General features: G+C 66.3%; 15 protein-coding genes. 6 read left to right on the top strand and 9 right to left on the bottom strand.

Annotated elements, in window-relative coordinates; genetic code table 11:
* Positions 1 to 66: 66 nt before the first annotated feature.
* Both HALNA_RS04420 and HALNA_RS04425 read left to right on the top strand, forming a co-directional pair.
* Entirely contained in the window at positions 67 to 426 is a 360-nt protein-coding gene (locus HALNA_RS04420) for a helix-turn-helix domain-containing protein (RefSeq protein WP_049935175.1), read from the top strand.
* Between the two features lies 1 nt (position 427).
* Complete coding sequence (locus tag HALNA_RS04425) at positions 428 to 760, top strand: DUF7521 family protein (RefSeq protein WP_049935177.1); 333 nt, start codon at positions 428 to 430, stop codon at positions 758 to 760.
* On the opposite strand, the gene HALNA_RS21050 is transcribed toward HALNA_RS04425, so the two are convergent.
* Both HALNA_RS21050 and HALNA_RS21055 read right to left on the bottom strand, forming a co-directional pair.
* Positions 757 to 1,098, bottom strand: coding sequence for an ATP-binding protein (locus tag HALNA_RS21050; RefSeq protein WP_049935178.1), 342 nt, complete (start codon positions 1,096 to 1,098; stop codon positions 757 to 759). The genes HALNA_RS04425 and HALNA_RS21050 overlap by 4 nt on opposite strands.
* A 431-nt stretch (positions 1,099 to 1,529) precedes the next feature.
* Entirely contained in the window at positions 1,530 to 2,042 is a 513-nt protein-coding gene (locus HALNA_RS21055) for a PAS domain-containing protein (RefSeq protein ID WP_049935179.1), read from the bottom strand.
* A 213-nt stretch (positions 2,043 to 2,255) separates the two neighbouring features.
* Here HALNA_RS21055 and HALNA_RS04440 point away from each other — a divergent pair, with 213 nt between their 5' ends.
* Entirely contained in the window at positions 2,256 to 2,624 is a 369-nt protein-coding gene (locus HALNA_RS04440) for a hypothetical protein (protein WP_049935180.1), read from the top strand.
* A gap of 18 nt (positions 2,625 to 2,642) precedes the next feature.
* On the opposite strand, the gene trmB is transcribed toward HALNA_RS04440, so the two are convergent.
* Positions 2,643 to 3,689 (bottom strand): HTH-type sugar sensing transcriptional regulator TrmB, encoded by a 1,047-nt coding sequence (gene trmB / locus HALNA_RS04445; protein ID WP_049935181.1) that lies wholly within the window; start codon positions 3,687 to 3,689, stop codon positions 2,643 to 2,645.
* An 89-nt stretch (positions 3,690 to 3,778) separates the two neighbouring features.
* Positions 3,779 to 4,852, bottom strand: coding sequence for a glucose 1-dehydrogenase (locus HALNA_RS04450; RefSeq protein WP_049935182.1), 1,074 nt, complete (start codon positions 4,850 to 4,852; stop codon positions 3,779 to 3,781).
* Between the two features lie 108 nt (positions 4,853 to 4,960).
* Between HALNA_RS04450 and HALNA_RS04455 the strand changes: the two genes are divergently transcribed.
* Positions 4,961 to 6,205 (top strand): HAD family hydrolase, encoded by a 1,245-nt coding sequence (locus HALNA_RS04455; protein WP_049935183.1) that lies wholly within the window; start codon positions 4,961 to 4,963, stop codon positions 6,203 to 6,205.
* Between the two features lie 87 nt (positions 6,206 to 6,292).
* Here HALNA_RS04455 and HALNA_RS04460 read toward each other — a convergent pair whose 3' ends face one another.
* Positions 6,293 to 6,742 carry a universal stress protein gene (locus tag HALNA_RS04460; RefSeq protein ID WP_049935184.1) on the bottom strand — a complete coding sequence of 150 codons (450 nt, stop codon included), beginning with the start codon at positions 6,740 to 6,742 and terminating at the stop codon, positions 6,293 to 6,295.
* A 230-nt stretch (positions 6,743 to 6,972) separates the two neighbouring features.
* On the opposite strand from HALNA_RS04460, the gene HALNA_RS04465 reads away from it, so the two are divergent.
* Both HALNA_RS04465 and HALNA_RS04470 read left to right on the top strand, forming a co-directional pair.
* The gene (locus tag HALNA_RS04465; protein ID WP_049935185.1) at positions 6,973 to 8,385 is read left to right on the top strand and encodes an ATP-binding protein; all 1,413 of its coding nucleotides are present in this window, start codon (positions 6,973 to 6,975) and stop codon (positions 8,383 to 8,385) included.
* A 60-nt stretch (positions 8,386 to 8,445) separates the two neighbouring features.
* Positions 8,446 to 9,243, top strand: a complete 798-nt coding sequence (locus tag HALNA_RS04470; protein ID WP_049935186.1) for a histidine kinase — start codon at positions 8,446 to 8,448, stop codon at positions 9,241 to 9,243.
* Positions 9,244 to 9,666: 423 nt separating this feature from the next.
* Here HALNA_RS04470 and HALNA_RS04475 read toward each other — a convergent pair whose 3' ends face one another.
* The 4 genes from HALNA_RS04475 to HALNA_RS04490 all read right to left on the bottom strand — a co-directional run bounded on the left by HALNA_RS04475 (position 9,667) and on the right by HALNA_RS04490 (position 14,479).
* The gene (locus HALNA_RS04475; RefSeq protein WP_211225991.1) at positions 9,667 to 11,379 is read right to left on the bottom strand and encodes a VirB4 family type IV secretion system protein; all 1,713 of its coding nucleotides are present in this window, start codon (positions 11,377 to 11,379) and stop codon (positions 9,667 to 9,669) included.
* Between the two features lie 332 nt (positions 11,380 to 11,711).
* Positions 11,712 to 12,737, bottom strand: coding sequence for a hypothetical protein (locus tag HALNA_RS04480; RefSeq protein WP_049935187.1), 1,026 nt, complete (start codon positions 12,735 to 12,737; stop codon positions 11,712 to 11,714).
* A 20-nt stretch (positions 12,738 to 12,757) separates the two neighbouring features.
* On the bottom strand, positions 12,758 to 14,179 hold the full coding sequence (locus HALNA_RS04485) for a hypothetical protein (protein ID WP_245575991.1): 1,422 nt from the start codon (positions 14,177 to 14,179) through the stop codon (positions 12,758 to 12,760).
* Between the two features lie 27 nt (positions 14,180 to 14,206).
* Positions 14,207 to 14,479, bottom strand: coding sequence for a hypothetical protein (locus HALNA_RS04490; protein WP_157573444.1), 273 nt, complete (start codon positions 14,477 to 14,479; stop codon positions 14,207 to 14,209).
* Positions 14,480 to 14,574 lie beyond the last annotated feature (95 nt).

A 14,574-nucleotide genomic window follows, 5' to 3' on the forward strand; every position in this document is an offset into this window, starting at 1 on the left:
ACCGCCCGCCAGTCGGCGACGCCGCCCGCCCCGTCGAGGTGGGCGGGCGATTTATTTCTCGGTCGCATGACTGATGACTCGGTGGCCGACGACCCTGACCTCGCGACGCTCGTCGACCTCCTCGACGACGAACACGTCCGGACGATCCTCGCGGCGACGAGCGCGGAGCCGCTGTCGGCGGCGGCGCTGAGCGACCGCTGTGGGGTCTCCACCTCCGCCGTCTACCGCCGGGTCGACCGCCTCGTCGACGCCGACCTGCTCGACGAGCGGACGCGCCCCCGGAGCGACGGCCACCACGACACCGTCTACGTGGCGACGCTGGAACGCTTCGAACTCCGCGTCGTCGACGGCGCGGTCGACTGGACCGTCGACCGGGCGAACAGGGACGTGGCCGACGAACTCACGCGCCTCTGGGGGAAGTTCTGAGATGGTCGCTCTCGGCTCCGCCGTCGACGCCCTCGCCGGCGCCGTGGCGACCGGCTCCGCCCTCGTCGGCCTCTACATCGGCTATCAGGCCTACCGCGGCCTCCGCCGCAACGACGAACCCGCGATGCGGTATCTCGCCGTCGGCATGATCATCCTCTTCGGCGTGACGTACCTGCTCGCGGTCGTCGGGCAGGGGCTCATCGCCTTCCACGTCGTCACGCTCCGGTTCCAAGGCGTGTTTCGCCTGTTCGTCCGCGCCCTCCAACTGCTCGGTCTCTCGCTGATCGCGTACTCGCTTCACCTCGCGGCCGGCAGTCGCGTCCCGGGCAGCTAGCGAAAGAGGACGGTCGGCCGTCGCGCGACGGCCTCGACCGGCGTTTCGGCGTCGATGCCGGGGAGCCTGATCGCCGCGACCGAACCCGCGGCGTCCTCGCGTGGACGAATCGCGAACGAGCCGCCGTACCGCGTCACGATCCAGTTGACCAGCCACAGCCCCAGCCCGGAGCAGTGGACCAGCGCCGTCTCCGTCCCCGCGTCGATGGCCGCGGCCTCCATCTCGTCGATGCCCGGTCCGTCGTCCCTGACGACGAGTTCGACCCACTCGCCGTCGTCGCTCGCATCGAGTTCCACCCGCGGCTCGTCGTCGGGGTTGTGCGCCACCGCGTTCCCCACGAGTTCCGCCAGCGCCCGTTCGAGTTCGGGGCCGGCACAGATCCCCCGCTCGGTCCGAACGTCGGCGTCGACGGTCGCGCCCGCCGGGAGGTCCGCCGTCGCGGCGTCGAACAGGGCGGCCGGGTCGAGCCGTCGCGGCTCGCGGTCCGTTCCAGTTCCCGGGCCCGTTCGCTCGTCTCCAGCAGTCGGTTCGCGGTCCGCTCGATCCGCTCGCCAAGTTCGCTCACGTCCCCCGTCACCGATCCGGACTGGAGGTGGGTTCCCACCCCGAGCAGGACGTTCAGGTCGTTGCGGAGGTTGTGCCGGAGGACGCGGTTGAGCAGCCGGACGAGCTGTTCGCTCCGCTTGCGCTCGGTCACGTCGGTCTGAAAGTCCAGATAGTGGGTGAGGTCGCCGTCGTCGTCCTCGACGGGGTCGAGCCGCACCTGGTTTCAGAACGGCGATCCGTCGGCGCGGTAGTTGAGCAGTTCGGCCGCCGCGGACTCCCCGGCGTCGATGCGATCCCGCAACCGGTCGACGGTCTCGGGGTCGGTCGCCTCCCCCTGGAGGAACCGGCAGTTCCGGCCCAGCATCTCCTCGGCGTCGTAGCCGGTGATTCGTTCGAACCCCTTGTTGACGTAGACGAGCGGCAGGTCGCCGTCCGCGTCGGCCATCGAGATGCCGACCTGCGCCTCGTCCATCGCGCGAGTCTTCCGGCGGAGTTCGCGTTCGCGCTCCTTCCGATCGGTCACGTCGCGACCGACACCCTGCACCCCGACCACCCGGTCGCCGTCCCGGATCGGCGTGGCGTTGACCGCGATGACGACTCGGTCACCAGCCGCGTCGGTGAAGTCCAGTTCGAGGTTCTCGACCGTCTCCCCGTCCATCGTCTGTCGGTAGGCTGCGAGGGCGTCGGCGACCGCCGACGACGCGGCGGCGTCCTGCACTGCGAGCGTTCCCTCCATCTCGATCGTCCGCCGACAGTACGACTTGTCGAGCGGGCAGTGATATCGACGTCCGCGTCGGTGCCGGCGAAGATGTCGTAGATCTCCTCCCGGTAGGCACTGGCCTCCATTCGGCCGTCGTACGGACACGGCTCTCTTATACACGTTGGCCGAATTTTCAGCGCTGATTCCGGCCGCCGTGACGCCTTTGTCCGCTCGGCGCCTGCGACGCGTATGGCCGACGTTCGTCGAGACGGACTCCTCGCGCTCGCCACCCTCGTCGGCCTCGTCGGCGTCGGGACGCGCGTCGGCGTCGCGCCGTTCGTCCGACCGCTCGCCGTCGTGACCGGCGTCGTCGGCGCCCTCGGGATCGAGTGGGCGTTTCTCGCCTCGCCGACGCTCGCGGCCGGGTGGGAGCGCCGCGGCGTCCCCGTCGCCGGCGCGGTGGGCGTCCTCGTCGCCGCCGCCGTGGTCGTCCCGCGGGCCCCGTGGCTCCTCGGCGCGGCCGCGTGGGGGCTGGTCACCTACGGCTGTCTGCTCGGCTGCGTGCTCGCCGGGTGGGGGAACCCGGTGGCACGGCTCCCGACGGGACGCGGACGCTGAGCCGTCTGGCGTGTTCGGTCACCCCGGCGGCTCGTCGTCGACGACGATTTCGGCCGCCTCGACGTCCTCGAACGCGGCGGCCTGGCCGCCGATATCGACCTCACCGTCCTCGGTCCGCAGCGTGAGCGAGGCGGTCACCCGATCGACGCCGACGGCCACGTCGACGAGTTCGCCCTCGACGGTCCGGGGCTCGCCGGTCTCGACGTCGCGGCCACGGACGGTCACGTACAGCGCCCCGTCGCTGTCGTCGAGTTCCTGCACACAGCGGCGGATGGAGGCGTAGCGCCGCGGATACGGGCGGGTGTCGGGCCGCTCGACGAGCGTCGTCGCCGACGCCCAGACGACCGTGTTCAGAAACCCCGAGACGAGAAAGCCCAGTTCGGAGCGGTTGAACGTGACGCCGTACCGTTCCGCCCCGTCGGTCACGGCCTCACGCGCGGCGTAGATGGAGTACTCGCCGTCGGCGACGGCGGCCACGGGCGTCGTGCGCCCACGTCGGGAGCGGACGGCCGACGCCACCGTCGTGTAGTCGTACTCGTCGGCGTCGGGTATCTCCGCCGCCGGCGCGAGCAGGAGGTCGATACTCACACCCTCGGCGTGCCGGTCGGCCAGGTCGTCCTCGAACCGGGCGAGCAGATCCGGCGTCAGCGACAGCAGCAGTTCGTACTCGGCGCTCGTGATGACGTCCTCGAGATAGCGGAGGATCGTCCGCCGGGATTTGATGAGCGAGACGGCCTCCGCCCCCCTACTCGGGGCGGTGTACCGCCGTTCGAGGGCCGTGACCAGATCGTCGAGTGTGGTCCGTACCTCGCCGAACGCCTCCTCCGGATCGATCGCCACCACCTGCATCGGCCGGGATTCGTGAATCTCGACGACCCCGTGTTCGGCGAGGCTCCGGACCGTGTCGTAGACGCGTGGCTGCGGGATGTCGGTCTCGTCCGCGATCGCCGACGCCGTGAGCCGCCCGTGTTCGAGCACCGTCACGTACGCCTCGATTTCGTACTCGCCGAAGTCGAACCGGGACCCCACCGCAGCGAGCGTCCGTTGGAGGTCGTCGTCGGTCATATCTCCACCCACAGCCCTAACGCGTAAAGAGCCTCGGCAACGGTGGGGTCGAGCGTGCTCACACAGAAGCAAGGAGGACGCCCACGGCTTTAGCCGTGGGTCACTGACTGCGTCCCGAACTCCACCGCGGTCTTCATCGTCGCGTCGGGGTCGAACGCCGCCTCGAACGACTCGACCGGCGCCACCTCGGTCACGTAGTCGTCGAAAAACCACTCGGGCAGCGAGGCGAGGCGGTCGACGGCCGCGTGGAAGTGGCTCGGGCCGGCGTTGACGCTGCCCACCAGCGCCTTGTTCGTCATGACCAGTTCCCGGTGGAACTGCCCGCCATCGATGCTGAACTCCCAGGACTGCGGCACCCCGAGCAGCGCCGCGACGCCGTTGGGAGCGAGGGCGTCGACACAGTCGACGGCGTGTTTCGCGTAGCCGGTGGCCTCGTAGACGAGATCCATCGGCTCGTGGACGCTCGCCACCGCGTCGACCGGCGTCTCGCGGCCGTCGACGTACGTCGCACCGAGATTCTCGACCAGATCGACGCTCGGATCGGGGCGGTCGCGCCGTCCCAGACAGTAGACGTCGAGATCCGGGACGAGCATCGCCACGGTCACCAGTCCGAGCGGCCCGTTTCCGAGGACCAGCGCCGTCTCCGGCGTCCAGGTGAACGACGACCGGGACACACTGGCCAGGTCGAGTGCCTTCTCCGAGACGCTGATGGGTTCGACCAGAAACCCCCACTCCGCGTGCGTCTCGGGGACGGGGATCAGGTACGGCGCCGGGCTGGTGAAGTATTCGCTCATGAACCCGTGGGCGCCGTCGATGCCGCACTCGACGCATTCGTCCGGCGGCGCCATGTCCGGTTCGGCGCGCTCGAAATACTCGTTCGTCCCGTCGGGCGGCGGTCGCCGGACCATCGGCGCCACGACATCGCCGGCCTCGAAGTCCGTCGTGGTGGGGTCGACGACGACGCCGACCGCCTCGTGGCCGAGGACGAGGTGTTCCGCATCCGGGGGCGGCCCGCCGTGTGCGCCGGCGACCACCTCGTGGTCGGTCCCGTCGACACCGACCCGGAGCGTCCGGACCAGCACCTCGCCCGGCTTCGGCTCGGGCCGCGGTACGTCCAACAGCCGCGGCCCGCCACCGTCGGCCCCGATACCGATTGCCCTCATACACTGCCGTTCGCGCCCTGTCGAAAAATATTTACTGATTTCTAAGTAAATATACGCTCCGAACGGCTTAGGACGCTGACCGCGCTATATCGCCCCCACCGGAGACAAATGGAACGCTACGACCTGCTGTACCGGCTGTACGAGGAGTTCGACACCGAGCAACTGCGGACGTATCAGGAGTTCGTCGACCTGTTCCCGCCGGTCGACTCGCCGGTCGCCCTCGAACACTGGCAAACCGCCAGCGAAGAACTCGACGCGCTGAAAGCGGAGATTCGGTCCGCGTTCCCCCGGACGGGTGACGCGTTCGCCACGCTGGCGAGCCTCGCGACCCGCGATCAGGCCTTTACCGGCCTCGACCTCTACTCGACGTACGGCCGCCGGGTCAACGTGCTCGTTCTCGACGTCGACGAGACGCTCCGCTCGGCCGGTCGGACCGACAACGAGATTCCGCGCGATACGCTCCACCTCCTCACCCGGTTTCACGAGGCGGGCGTTCCCATCGTCATCTGTACCGGCCAGACCTTGGAGAACGTCAAGGGCTTTCTCATCCAGGGGCTCGGCAACGAACTCGTCCACTCGGGGACGGTGAGTGTCGTCTACGAGGCCGGCACGGGCGTGTTCACCCCCGGCCACGGCGCCGAGACCAAACAGCTCCTCTACGAGGATCTGGACCCGGACATCGGGACGACGTTCCGGACCCTTCGGTCCCGAGTGCTCTCGGAGGCCCCCGACTCCCTGCGCCGGGGCTGTCACCTCCAGGGCAACGAGTTCAACGTCACGCTCAAGCCGAACTTCGAGACGGGAAGCGACGAGGCCCACGCCGTCGTCGAGGAGGCACTCGTCTATCTGCTCGACCTGCTCGACGACGTGGTCGGGGGCGTCGCCGGCGTCGACCCCGACGCGAGCGGCCGGGCGAGGGCGTACTACGCCGCCGAGGACCCCGAAATACGCGGGGTGCTCGCCGCCCGCGACGCGGACCCGGCCGTGGACGCCGCGGCCGTTCCGCCGGCGATCACGGCGCTGTTCGAGCGCATCGACGTGGCCTACTACGAGGCCGACGCGGCCGAGGTCGGCAGTCGCGAACTCAACAAGGTGCTGGGCGTCGAAGCCGCGCTGGCCGTCCTCGGCGTCGACGACCCGTTCGCGCTCGTGATGGGCGACAGCAAGAGCGACCTCCGGGTGATGGAGTGGGCCACGGACAACGACGCCGGCATCGCCGCCGCGCCGGCGCACGCCTCCCCGGACGTACTCGACCACGTACGGGCGACCGACGACCTCGTCTTCGCCCGCGGCGACTCGGGCGAGATGCTCCGCACTATCTACGCGCTCAACCGACTGGCCGACGCGGACTGACCTCCCGTACGGTTTATTATAAGTCATTACCGGCGGTTCGCCGAGATAGTCCGGCGAACCGCCGGTAAACAGTTACAATAATTCGTATCAGTCGACCCGCCGCACGATGTGCACGTCGTATTTCGCGTCCGTCGAGAGCGGGCCGCCCACGCTCGTCACGGGCATCGAGACGCGGCCGGCGTTCTCGCTCCCGACGAAGATGATGGAGACATCGAGTTCCGCGGCGACCTGCCGGATCGTCTGGGTCACGTTGTCGATGGTCGTGGCCGTCGGATGCTCGCTCGGCGGCGGATGCTCACACCGGAAGCGCACGTCGTCGTCGATCTCCGCGACCCGTAGTTCGAACTCCGTGCAGACCTCGTCGGGATCGTACGGCTCGCCGGGCTCGATCCAGCCGCGCTCCTCGGCGAACGACTCGTCCTCGGGGACGACGGTCAGCGCGACGACCCCCTCGTCCCGGTAGCTGGCGAACTCCCGGGCACGCCGCAGGGCCGCCTCCGCGAGCGCCGACCCGTCGAATGGAACCAGTAGCGTCACGGCTCGCCATTCAATCGGCTCGGTCTTATATTATCGGCCCGTCGCCGGTGGTTTTCACACCTGATATTTTGTTAGACAGGGTTATACGGCGTTGCGCCAAGAGTCGACACAGTATGTGCGCTCCCCCGAAGCCGAAGCTTGCAGCCGATTCGCGGCCCCTCGCACCTCGCGCTGCATCCGATCCGTCGCCGATGCGCCGTGCCCGGTGACGGGTCGCCCACCGCAAACATATGTCGGACGCACTCACTACTCGAACGCTCGAATCGCTGTCCACTGGCGTCGCCGTCATCGACGAACACCGGACCCCCGTCGCGTCCAACACCGCCTGGGATCGCTTTCTCGACGACGCCGGTGTCGACGCGACGGTCGACAGGACGGCGATCAACTACCTCCGGACGCTCGCCGACACCTACGACGGGCCGCCGCCGACGGACCCCACCACGACCGAGACGCTCGCCATCACGCTGACGCTTCCGTATCACGCGAGCGACGACGACCGGACACACCGGCTCCGGATCGAACCCTTCGTCTACGACGAAACGTGGTACGCGAGCCTGAGCGTGGCGGACTGGACGCCGTCGAACTGGGCCCAGACACAACTCAAGGAACGCGCCATGGACGAGGCGCCGGTCGGCATCACCATCTCCGATTACACCGTCCCGGACAACCCCCTCATCTACGCGAACGCGGCGTTCGAGCGGATCACCGGCTACGACGTGATGGCAGTTCTCGGGCGCAACTGCCGATTCCTGCAGAGCGAGGCAACCGATCCCGCCGCCATCTCCCAGTTCGGAGTGGCACTCGACAACAACGACGCGACGACCGTCGAACTCCGCAACGAGCGCAAGGGCGGCGAGGAGTTCTGGAACGCGGTGACCATCGCACCCCTTCGCAACGCTCGTGGGACCGTCACGAACTGGGTCGGGTTCCAGCAGGACATCACCGACCGCAAGGAGACGGAGGCGGCACTCGGCGACGAGCGCGATCAGTACGCCCTCCTGAATCAGATCGTTCGCCACGACATCCGCAACGACGCGACGGTCATTCGCGGGTGGGGCTCGTACCTCCGCGACGACCTCTCGGCCGAGCATACGGAGGCGCTCAATCGCATCATGGCTGCGGCGACTCACACGCTCGAACTCACCGAGGCAGTCCGCGACCTCGCGACGATCGTCAGCACCGACGATCCGACGCTCGAACCCGTCGACCTCCACGACGTCCTCACGACGGAACTCCAGCGCGTCCGGTCGAACTTCGAGTACCGGTCCGACGCGCTCGACGTTCGGATCGACGACTCGATCCCCGAGGTCGACGTGCTGGCCACCTCGCTGCTCTCCTCGGTGTTCACCAACCTGTTCGACAACGCCGTCTTCCACAACGACGCCGACGAGATACGTATCGCCGTCTCCGTCGATGTCGGTCCGGACCGGGTGTGCGTCCACATCGCCGACAACGGCCCCGGCATCTCCGATGCGCGAAAGGACGCCGTGTTCGATCAGGGAGAACAGGGACTGGAGAGTTCGGGCAGCGGCCTCGGCCTGTATCTCGTCGACCAACTGGTCGAACGGTTCGGCGGTGAGGTCCGCCTCGCCGACAACGATCCGCAGGGTACGGTCGTCACCGTCGAACTCCAGCGTGCCTAATATGCTCCGGGAACACGCACCCATCACGGCCACGGACGCGATGTCCTCCGGGAGGGACGCGTGTCGCTGAAGCGGTTCTTCGACCGCGTCGACGCGTCCTCGCGGTCGCTGATCGTCGCCAATCGATCGGGACTCGACCCCGTCCAGACCGTCCTCGAAGACACCTTCGACGACCAGCCGGTTCGGGTCGCGGAGCGTGACCTCCCCGACGTCGAAAGCGACACCGTCCTCCTCGTCGAGGACGGAGAGGTGCTCGCGACTTCCCCGCTCTCGGCGCTCCAGGACGCCATCGTGATGGTCAACTCCGATCTGTACCGCACCGGCGCGCAGGGGCTCGACGACTTGGAACTCCCCGCAGTCATCAAACGGCTCCACGACGTGCGGTTCTCGCTCCGTGGCTACCCCAAATCCAACACGGAGAAGCTCATCTTGGTCATCATCTCCCGGTACATCGAGCAGGTCGCCGCCCGGGCCGGCCGCGGCCGACACCGCGCGTCCTTCCAGTCACTCTCCCGGATCAAGGACGAACGCGGCACGTTCCAGGTCTACGAGCACCTCGCCGACACGCCCGTCGACGTTCACGTCTACGGCACCCCCGACTGGGTCCCCTCGAAAGCCCTCGACGTGACGACCCACGCCGGTCACTCCACCGACTTCCGGGACTCGTGGTTCGTCCTGTTCACGCCGGCGCCCCGCGGGTCGGCGACGGATCGCTCCCCAGCGGCGGCCGCCCCCTCCGACCGCGGCCCCGTGGCGCTGCTCGCAATCGAGGCGGAACCGAAGGTCTGGGAGGGATTCTGGACGTTCGACCCGTCGCTCGTCGCCGACCTGAACGCCTACATCGCGCGGGAACTGTGAGCGATCGGTCCGGCGCCCAGTCCGGGGCACGTCCCGCGCAGCATGATGTCCCAGTGGTCCAGCCCCCGGTATGACTTCGGACCGCTCGGAACGGGCGATCTGAGCGGTCGTCTCCCCGACGCTTACCGTTGCTGGCTGTTAGCACCCGAGACGATTGCTGACCGAAGCGGTTCTGTACTCGGTGCCACTATGTGTCCGTTCGCCGTCAACCACTCTCCCACGTCACCACCGCGGAGGCGGACGTGCAGCACGACGCTGGGTAATCGCGTCTGTCGCTGTGGCTGTGAACAACGACACTGGCGGGTGGGGAGCTGTCACTCTACGGCCAGCGAGGACGAAACACTCGGTGCGACTGACGATCGAGAGCGGTCGCGTGGATGGAACGGCCGGGCGTTCGCCGTGGCACACTATGGATTTGTGGGTCTACATGTCCGCTCCCGGATCCCTGTCGATTACCTGCTGCTCGAACTCACTCGCCCGGATCCGCAGTGGGAACCACCCCTCTTCATCCACACCGAGTAAGGCCTCCGAGTACCCATCGTCCTCGTTGCCGGCCTTCGCAGTGCGCACCCAGTCCCGCTCGCGGGCGTTCAGGCCAAACCAGTCCGCGAGCGTCTCCATTTCCTCGCGAACCCGGTGGATCAGCGTCAACGAGCACAAATTGGCGATCGTCCGTGCTTCCGGGGTGAGCGTGAACTCTCCCCCAGTTTGTGTGATGAACTGTAGTGAGAGATCGTAATGCCGACTATGACGCACGGCCGTTTCGAGAAATTCGAGGGAACTCGTCTCGTTCAGGAGATAATGAGCCTCGTCGATGACAAACACGACACGCTTGTCGGTCTGTTTCGCGCGTTCGTACACCGACTTGAACAGCACCTGCATCATCAGACTCGTTCGAGAACGGCCGCGCGTCCCCTCTTCTTGCTGGAGATCGAGATATAGGCAGTTTGAATCGAAATCCAACGTCGTTGGCTCGGCGAGATTGGCGAGATCGCCATCGGGACGGAACGATGGCCGGAGATCGGTGAGCAACGACTGCGCGTCGGCTTGGACGCGGTCCTGCTCACCGGGTGTCGCATAGCCGAACGTCGCCGGCTCCGCGAGGAGGTCTTCGAGGACGGCGATGACATCGCGAATCGTCGGCGACGGATTATCGTGTGTCGACGGGTCACGGTCGATGCCCTGCCGTGTATAGGCCTCCTGGATGGCCCGTCTGAGTGTCTGTTTGCGCTTGCCGAGCGGGTTCGCAGCGACGTGGTCGAAGAATGTCTCGAAGAAGCTGAGCGCCCATGTAATCTGCTCGGCCCACGGATCGAGATCCGATTGCTCACGCCGGATTGCCTCGGGAACGGCCCGCAATTCGAGTGGGTTGAGGCCTCGCGTACCGCCGACCGTAATTCGGTCGCCACCGAGCACGTCGTGGAGGCCAGCAAAGCCGCCCAACGGGTCGAGTAAGACCGTCATCGTGTCGGCATCGTACATCGCCCGTCGCACGAGATGGAGTTTCGTCGAGAACGATTTCCCGGCTCCGAGCTTGCCGATCACCATCATACAGTAGCCGGTCTCTCGAGCGAAGCGATCCAGAATGAGCGGGCTCTCGTTGAGCGCGTACGTGCCGTATTCGATTCCCGGTTCCGCGACCGTCCCCGCGACGAAGGGGAACATCGCGCTGATGGCCCCCGCGAGCATCGGCGTCGTCGTTTCGAACTCCGTGTCCAATCGATTCACGCCGATCGGGCTCACGGAGACGAGGGCGTCCAACTGTGCCCACCGCGGCGTGATGGGGGTCAGGTTCGCCGGCGATTGTCGTGCCGCCCGCCGAACCGGCCCGGCGTCGATCCGGTCGGCCTCATTGTGCCGCGTCGTTAATAGCATCGCCACGTCGAACGCCTGGACCGGTGTGTTCCGCAACACGTCGTACAGGTCGCGATGGTCGTTCAGATCCTTCTTGACGCCGCGTGCGCCTGCTCGCCGTCGGTCGGCCAAATACTCGAAATCAGCTTCGAGATCCTCGATTCGGTTTTCGAGGCCGTCGAGTGTCGCCTGTGTCTCTCGTGGTTCGATGTGGAGACTGATGTCTGTCCGCCGCGTCTCCGGTGTCGCGTACAGCGTCTCGAAGAGCCCATCTCTCGGCATATCCGGGAATTCGCCGATCCAAAGTGTCTGTGTCCAGTCTGTCCCCGCCCGTACCGCACCGGGGCGACACGTCAGTGTCGATGGGCCAACGACACGTCGCTGGCGTGTCTGCCCGTCACTCGGTGGCCTGTCGGTCGGATCGTAGCTCACTGATGCCGTTGTCGCCGTCGATTCTGCGCCAGTCGCCGCTTCCTGTCCCCTGTCCGAATGGTCCGCTCGCTCGGGGGTGGCTCCCCTCTCTCTACCGTCCGCACTGGCGCTCAGAGCTGTCTCCGCACCCGCCTCCGTGTCCGTGGTGTCTCCCCCACGCATCCAGCGACGGAGCCAATCGATCATCGCGATCCTCCCACGACCGGTCGCGTCGTGATCACACGGTCGGCATCCTCGTACTCGACGTGCTCACCGCGCCAGAACGTGGCAAGCACTTCAGCCGCCTCCGACGCCGAAATACGCTCGACGTCACACCCGTCGATACCACGCAATCCAGTCCGAAGCTGCCGGACGCGGTCGTCAACGGCCTCGAACATCGCCGCCCGCTCCTCGTCTTGTCGTGGCGCACAGACTGCCTCGATGAACACTCCGAGTACGGGAAGCCGCGTGAGTTGTTGGGTCAGACTCTGCTGCTCGAAGCGAACCTCAGCCGGACTGACCGGCACGATGACGTAGTGATCGCGGATCGTCATCCGCCGCTGTTCGAGCTCCGTTCGGTACCACGAGATGTACTCGTCGATGAGTGTGGCCAACTGGGGATTGTTGCGCACGTCTGCATCGGTTCGCCGCGCCTCGTAGTGGGCGAGATACTCGTCGACCGGGAACGGCCGGGTGGTTGAGTACAGCTGGATCGGAAACTCGACCGATGTGTTCAGAAACTCTTGGAAGGCATCAGCCTTCGCGGCCCACTCGCTGTCGGTTGCCAGCGCCATCGGTGGCGGTGTCACCTGAATCACCCCGACGAAAGCCCCGTCGGTCCGCTCGATCACGTCGTGATCGGGATGCATCGCCGTGACGTGCGTGTGTGCGAGCGTGTCCGGATGGGGAATGTGACTGGGACGCCACTGGAAGCCTAGGATCATTCCAAGCCATTGGGCGGTCGTGAGATACGCCGGCGTCAAGTAGACCACGATCCCGCCCAGTGCGATGGCCACTGCGGTCGCCGGGAGCGTGAACGTCGCGAGTCGATAGCCAGCCACGGTCGTCGCCGGTGGAATGAGTACTTGGAGCACGAGTGCAACGACCACCCCCGGGAAGGCGCCGACCGCCAAATCAGTCAGGGTGTAGCGTCCGAATACGTTCGCGTCCGTCTCGATCGATTTGGGGATGCGCTTACTTGCCGTCCGCGTGGTTTTGTCGTTCGACATACGTTCGGTGTGGTTCTCAGTTATTCGTCAGTGCGATCACTGGACTGGGTAGAGCGGTTATCAGTCGGCCCCGACTCCTGCTCGAACAGGATCGGTTCGTTTTCGGTGCGGTCGAAGTCAGTCGGCTCGAAGCGATCCTGATCGAACTGAACGGGGGACTGGTCTTGACGGCCATCGGAGTGGGCGGGAGAGCCGCCGAGACGGCGCGTGGCACGCCGGAGTCGCCCACCCAAGCGATGGCTGCGAGACCGTGTCACACCGGAGCGGAGTTCGGTCTGCCCGTCGCGGCCGATGGCTCGCTGCCCGCGGATGCCACGGAGCGCGTTTCGCCCCTCGTTGGCGAGTGCGACCCCCTGCTCGCGGCCATGTTCGAGTCGTGTCTGGAGACGCCGTCGGGATACCTGCCGACCCAAGCGATCACCGATGAACAACACGGCCCCGGCTTGCCAGAACAAGACAAACGGGACGACCAGTGCGACGAAGGGAATGACCATCGCCGTGAGCCAGGCACCGATCCCGCCCATCGAGAGCTCCGCTGCATCGCCCAATAGTGCGGCCAGCCGCAGGAGCAGGGCCGTCGGTAGTGGCATGACCAGAAACGGCACGTAGAAGCCGGCGAGCCGCTTCGCAACCCGCGAGAGGAGTCGGAACGGGCCAACACCAGGAATCCACGCGACGATGAGCAGTGGCATCCCGAGTACGAATCCATAGAGCGCGAGCCGGCGCGTCAGATACACAAGCGCTAACAGCACAAACACGCCGAGATCGACGCTCAGGGAGACGAGGACGCCAAGCAGCCCGATCCCACCGAACGACGCCGTCTGGAACAGCGTGAGCGTGCTGAGATCAGGCAGCAGCAGCATCGCGAGGTGGTCCGCGAGCTGGAGAGACGCCGCGGCGAGCCACCACCACGAGAGCACGCCGAACAGCCCACTGATCGAGCGCCGCTTGAGATTCGCGCGGTGGTAGCTGCTGAACAACGTGCTGGTCGTCTCTAGCAGGATCACGATCCCGATCGCTAGCCCAAACAGCAGGAGCGCCAGTGGAATCATTGTCGTCCAGTAGAACCGATGGAGGGTTGGCCACGGGAGCGTCGTTGGCGTCTGGAATACTCGAGTCGGTGCGGGTGTCTCGACGATCAGCCGTAACAGACTGTCCCCATGTGTTTCGATGAGGTCCGTCACCGGCGCGAACAGCGTCCGGAGAAACGTCTCAAGCGCACTGATCAAGGCATTCACGAGTGCGCCGATACTGATACCGCCATTACCGCTGCTACCCCCGTCGCCGCTTGTCTGTGCTGTTCCTTCGCCGACCAACCAGACGAGACTGATACCGACTCCACCGAGTAGGTGGCACAGTCGACTCCACCAGAGGCTGCGCCCCCATCCCTTACTGGTGAGCGTCGGTCGTCTCTGCCGCGGTTTCGATTGTGACCCAGTCATCGTGTGTCCCCTCCGCGCCGGAATCGTTCAGAACGTACAATTCGCCCCACCAGCGACGACATTGTTCAGGATGAACTGGATGATCGTTGTGCCGAGGGGCGCCACGATAACTCCCCAGACGATCCCCTGATTACGGAGTTCCTTGATCTCGCGCTTGAGATCTGAGCGACGAATCGTCGGTAACGCAACGGTCGCACCGAGCGCGATGACTCCGCCGACCAGTGGGCCGCCAAACTGGATCAACTGGAAGAGGTTGAAGATCGTCTGTGCGAGCGCTGATTGACAGAAGGACTCCCCCACTGACTGAGCCGCGACCGGATGCGTACAGACCACTACTACTAGAACGAGTGTGGTCCAACGGCGGTGCCACCGCCGATGCCCAACCCAGCGGGCTG

It is taken from the genome of Haloplanus natans DSM 17983 (assembly GCF_000427685.1).
Classification (GTDB): domain Archaea; phylum Halobacteriota; class Halobacteria; order Halobacteriales; family Haloferacaceae; genus Haloplanus; species Haloplanus natans.

Coding starts and splice junctions, on each gene's coding strand:
- HALNA_RS04465 (WP_049935185.1), top strand. CDS start 6,973: ATGTCGGACGCACTCACTACTCGAACGCTCGAATCGCTGTCCACTGGC.
- trmB (WP_049935181.1), bottom strand. CDS start 3,689: ATGACCGACGACGACCTCCAACGGACGCTCGCTGCGGTGGGGTCCCGG.
- HALNA_RS04480 (WP_049935187.1), bottom strand. CDS start 12,737: ATGTCGAACGACAAAACCACGCGGACGGCAAGTAAGCGCATCCCCAAA.
- HALNA_RS04420 (WP_049935175.1), top strand. CDS start 67: ATGACTGATGACTCGGTGGCCGACGACCCTGACCTCGCGACGCTCGTC.
- HALNA_RS04455 (WP_049935183.1), top strand. CDS start 4,961: ATGGAACGCTACGACCTGCTGTACCGGCTGTACGAGGAGTTCGACACC.
- HALNA_RS04440 (WP_049935180.1), top strand. CDS start 2,256: ATGGCCGACGTTCGTCGAGACGGACTCCTCGCGCTCGCCACCCTCGTC.
- HALNA_RS04450 (WP_049935182.1), bottom strand. CDS start 4,852: ATGAGGGCAATCGGTATCGGGGCCGACGGTGGCGGGCCGCGGCTGTTG.
- HALNA_RS04475 (WP_211225991.1), bottom strand. CDS start 11,379: ATGCCGAGAGATGGGCTCTTCGAGACGCTGTACGCGACACCGGAGACG.
- HALNA_RS04425 (WP_049935177.1), top strand. CDS start 428: ATGGTCGCTCTCGGCTCCGCCGTCGACGCCCTCGCCGGCGCCGTGGCG.
- HALNA_RS21055 (WP_049935179.1), bottom strand. CDS start 2,042: ATGGAGGGAACGCTCGCAGTGCAGGACGCCGCCGCGTCGTCGGCGGTC.
- HALNA_RS04485 (WP_245575991.1), bottom strand. CDS start 14,179: ATGACTGGGTCACAATCGAAACCGCGGCAGAGACGACCGACGCTCACC.